Origin of the sequence: Brevundimonas sp., assembly GCF_018608325.1 — a bacterium.
Classification (GTDB): domain Bacteria; phylum Pseudomonadota; class Alphaproteobacteria; order Caulobacterales; family Caulobacteraceae; genus Brevundimonas.
Genome location: NZ_JABAZW010000161.1, coordinates 1 through 3,628, shown reverse-complemented (window position 1 = coordinate 3,628; position 3,628 = coordinate 1). Strand labels below are relative to the sequence as shown.

The 3,628-nt window shown below is 66.4% G+C and carries 5 protein-coding genes and 1 pseudogene; 4 read left to right on the top strand and 2 right to left on the bottom strand.

Annotated elements, in window-relative coordinates:
• From QZ281_RS16305 to QZ281_RS16290, 4 genes are all read left to right on the top strand, one after another.
• Positions 1-1,093, top strand: a 1,093-nt coding sequence (locus QZ281_RS16305) for a metallopeptidase TldD-related protein (protein ID WP_292230186.1), incomplete at its 5' end; no start/stop codon positions are given.
• On the top strand, positions 1,090-1,884 hold the full coding sequence (locus QZ281_RS16300) for a 3'(2'),5'-bisphosphate nucleotidase CysQ (RefSeq protein ID WP_292230183.1): 795 nt from the start codon (positions 1,090-1,092) through the stop codon (positions 1,882-1,884). The genes QZ281_RS16305 and QZ281_RS16300, both read left to right, overlap by 4 nt.
• 92 nt (positions 1,885-1,976) lie before the next feature.
• The gene (locus QZ281_RS16295) at positions 1,977-2,222 is read left to right on the top strand and encodes a DUF4170 domain-containing protein (protein ID WP_292230181.1); all 246 of its coding nucleotides are present in this window, start codon (positions 1,977-1,979) and stop codon (positions 2,220-2,222) included.
• 71 nt (positions 2,223-2,293) lie between these two features.
• A complete protein-coding gene (locus tag QZ281_RS16290) occupies positions 2,294-2,509 on the top strand; it encodes a hypothetical protein (RefSeq protein WP_292230179.1) in 216 nt (71 codons plus the stop codon).
• A gap of 165 nt (positions 2,510-2,674) precedes the next feature.
• Here QZ281_RS16290 and QZ281_RS16285 read toward each other — a convergent pair whose 3' ends face one another.
• Together QZ281_RS16285 and QZ281_RS16280 are read right to left on the bottom strand one after the other, a co-directional pair.
• Positions 2,675-3,340 (bottom strand): sulfur transferase domain-containing protein, encoded by a 666-nt coding sequence (locus QZ281_RS16285; RefSeq protein WP_292230177.1) that lies wholly within the window; start codon positions 3,338-3,340, stop codon positions 2,675-2,677.
• Between the two features lie 59 nt (positions 3,341-3,399).
• Positions 3,400-3,628 (bottom strand): annotated as a pseudogene (locus QZ281_RS16280) (EamA/RhaT family transporter); the annotation flags it as partial.

Here is a 3,628-nt window from a genome sequence, read left to right as displayed (position 1 = left end):
CGCCGTGGCCATGGCCCGTCTGGCGCCGGAAGACCCCCACGCCGGTTTCGCCCCCGCTGATCGTCTGGCGCGCGGCCCCTTCATTGATCTGGACCTGTATGACGCCAGCGAACGCACGGCGAAGGAACTGGAGCGCGCATCGGCCGAGGCCGAGGCCGCAGCCCTGGCCGTGCCCGGCGTGGCGAAATCCGAAGGCGGTCATGCCTCATGGTCGTCCAGCCGCTGGCGTCTGGTGACCTCGCACGGGTTCGACGGCGACTATCGCGGCACGGCCTTCTCGCTGGGCGTCGGCGTCATCGCCGAGAAGGACGGCGCGATGGAGCGCGGCGGTGAAAGCCGCACCACCCGTCACCTGTCCGACCTGCCCACCGCCCAGTCCATCGGCGCCTATGCCGGTGAAAAGGCCGTGTCGCGCACCGGACCGCGCAAGATCGCCTCGACCACCGCACCCGTCATCTTCGAGAACCGCGTCGCGGGCCAGATCGTGTCGCCCGCCGTGGGCGCCATTGCGGGACCGTCCATCGCGCGCGGCACCTCCTTCCTGAAGGACAAACTGGGTCAGCGGGTCTTTGTCGAAGGCGTGAACCTGATCGACGATCCGTTCCGCCAGCGTGGTCTGGGATCGACCCCGTTCGATGACGAAGGCGTCGCGGTCGAGCGCCGCGCCCTGTTCGACGACGGCGTCCTGACCACTTGGCTGCTGAACAGCGCATCGGCCCGCCAACTGGGCCTGCAGACCACCGGCCATGCGTCGCGCGGGCTGGCGGGACCGTCGGGCGTCTCGACCCACAACCTGCATATGGAGGCGGGAGATCGCGATCTGGCGGGCCTGATGGGCGACGCCGGGACGGGTCTGCTGGTCACCTCGATGTTCGGCCCCTCGCTGAACGGCAACACCGGCGACTGGTCCGCCGGGGTGTCCGGCTTCTGGTTCGAGAATGGCCAGATCGCCTACCCGGTCAGCGAAGTGACCGTGGCGGGCAAGCTGCCGGAGCTTTATCTGCGCCTGCAGCGGGGATCGGATCTGGAGTTCCGGGGTTCCTTCAACGTGCCCAGCCTGATGTTCGACGCGGTGGCCATCGCCGGAAAATGACCGATCTGAACGACGACCTTGAACTGATCCGCCAGGCCGCGCTGGACGCGGGCGCCCTGGCCGTCGCCGAACGGGCGGCGGGGCTGAAGATCGAGTCCAAGGTCGGCGGATCGCCCGTCACCAGCGGCGACCTGAAGGTGGACGCCATGCTGAAGGACCGGCTGCTGTCGGCGCGTCCCGACTATGGCTGGCTGTCAGAGGAAACGGCGGATTCGCCGGATCGTCTGTCCAAAAAGCGCATCTTCATCGTCGATCCCATCGACGGCACGGTCGCCTATATGAAGCGGACGCCGTGGTGGTGCGTGCCGATTGCGGTGGTCGAGGACGGCGAGGTTGTCGCCGCCGTCATCCATGCGCCCGAGGTGGACGAAACCTATGTGGCCACGCGCGGCGGCGGAGCATGGCGCAACAATCGGGGCATCCGGGCCTCGGACGCCGACACGCTGGAGGACGCTTCAGTGCTGGGCGACGCGCGGCTGATTGAAGCGCCCTATTTCGACGAGCCCTGGCCGCCGATGCGGTTCGAGAAGCGCAACGCCCTGGCCTATCGCATGGCTCTGGTGGCGGCGGGGGCGTTCGACGCGGCCCTGGCCCTGACGCCGAAATGGGACTGGGATGTCGCCGCTGGCTGCCTGATCGCGCAGGAGGCGGGCGCCGTGGTCAGCGATCACCACGGGCGTCCGTGGCGGTTCAACCGGCCCGATCCGCGACAGGCCAGTCTGGTCTGCGCCGCGCCCGCGCTGCAGCCGATGATAATTCGACGCTGTAAAAACGTGCCGCTTTCGACCTAAGGCGAGGGTGAAAACACCCCGCGCACATTGATCCTTAGCCGTTCTGGGCCTATGCCGCGCGGAAACCTCCCCCTCTGCGCCACAGGACTCCGATGACTGAGCCAAACAACGTCCCGCCTCAACTGCTTCACCTGGTCATCGGCGGCGAGCTGCGCCACCTGGGCGAGCCGGTGTTCCGCGATCTGTCGCAGGTCGAGTTCGTCGGCGCCTATGGCACCTATGAGGACGCCAAGAACGCCTGGAAGGCCCGCGCGCAGGCCACCGTGGACAATGCCCACATGCGTTACTTCATCCTGCACGCCCACAAGCTGATCGACCCGCGCGGCGACGCAGCCTGATATGGTGCGACATCAGGGAGCGGAACCCGCTCCCTGATCCACCCGCTGGAACTGGACGAACGAGGAAAGCCGTGAACCTGGAACCGCAACAGACTTTTCAGATCATCGCCATGCTGGCCGTGCTGGTGCTGTTCTGTTTTTCGCTACGCGACAAGATCAACTACGCCCGCTGGTTCAAACAGTGGGAAGCCGACCGCAAGGCCCGCCGCGACGCCGAACTGGCCGCCGAGGCCCGCGCAAACGGCGATGAGCCCAAGACGGAGCCGAAGACCGGCCCGTGGAGCTGAGGCGCCGTCCCCATGCAGAATCGTCATTCCGGGGCTGAGCGCAGCGAAGAACCCGGAACCCAGGGATACGTTCGTGGCATCAACCGCTTCAGGCGCTGAGACTGTCCCTCTGGGTTCCGGGTTCGTCCTGCGGACGCCCCGGAATGACGACGGAACAGTGGGCGACTACTCCCGCCGCAGCAGTTTGTCGGTCAGCAGCGTGCCCCACCACCCGGCCTTGAACTCGGCCCGGATCGCCTTGGGGTCGTAGTCGGGGCTGTCGACCCAGTCGATGAAGCTGACGCCGCGCGGTTCGACCTCGTTGACGTATTTCTCCAGCGTATAGTCCAGCACGCCCGTCAGCCCCTCGCGCGAGTGCAGGTATTTCTTGGACAGCTGGTTCATGGCGACCGAGATCGGCTCGCCCAGATGGAAGTGGCGATAGAAGACCGCCATCATTCCCGCCCGGTCCGCACCGGACTTGCAGTGGATCAGCACCGGATATTCGATGGTCTTGAACAGATCGCGGGCGCGGTGGATGCGGTCGATCTGGGGCGGATCACGCGAATCCAGCGGCGCGCTGATCAGGGTCAGGCCCAGACGCTCGCAGGCCTGTTTCTCCAACCAGTAATAGCCCTCGTCGCGTTCGCCGCGCAGGTTGATGACGGTCTTGATCCCCTTGGCCTTCCACCCCGCCAGCTGTCGCGGCGACGGCTGGTTGGTGCGCACCAGATCGGGTCCAAGCCAGTGAGCGTTGGAGAAGGCCACGCGCAGGAAGGCGTGATCCGCCCAGAAATAGTGCCAATGGGCCTGGAAGCGACCCATCGCAGTTGTGAGATCAAAGCGTGACATTGACCGTCAGATAGCGATCCGATGCCCCCGCGTCATCCCACGCCTGTGCGCGATATGTCTCACGGGCAGGGCTGGGCGGCCTCGACCCGCGCCTGGGCCGCGCGGTTCTCGCCCCAGAAGATGAACAATGACGCCCCCATGATCAGCGCCGTTCCCGGCCAGAACCAGATGGACGGCGCCTGCCCCAGCATGAGCCAGCCGATCAGCCCGGCCAACGGCACCTTCAGGTCCGCAAACGGCTGCAGATAGACCGCATCCGCCGCCTTGTAGGCCGAGGCCATCAGATAC

Coding starts and splice junctions, on each gene's coding strand:
- QZ281_RS16295 (WP_292230181.1), top strand. CDS start 1,977: ATGACTGAGCCAAACAACGTCCCGCCTCAACTGCTTCACCTGGTCATC.
- QZ281_RS16285 (WP_292230177.1), bottom strand. CDS start 3,340: ATGTCACGCTTTGATCTCACAACTGCGATGGGTCGCTTCCAGGCCCAT.
- QZ281_RS16300 (WP_292230183.1), top strand. CDS start 1,090: ATGACCGATCTGAACGACGACCTTGAACTGATCCGCCAGGCCGCGCTG.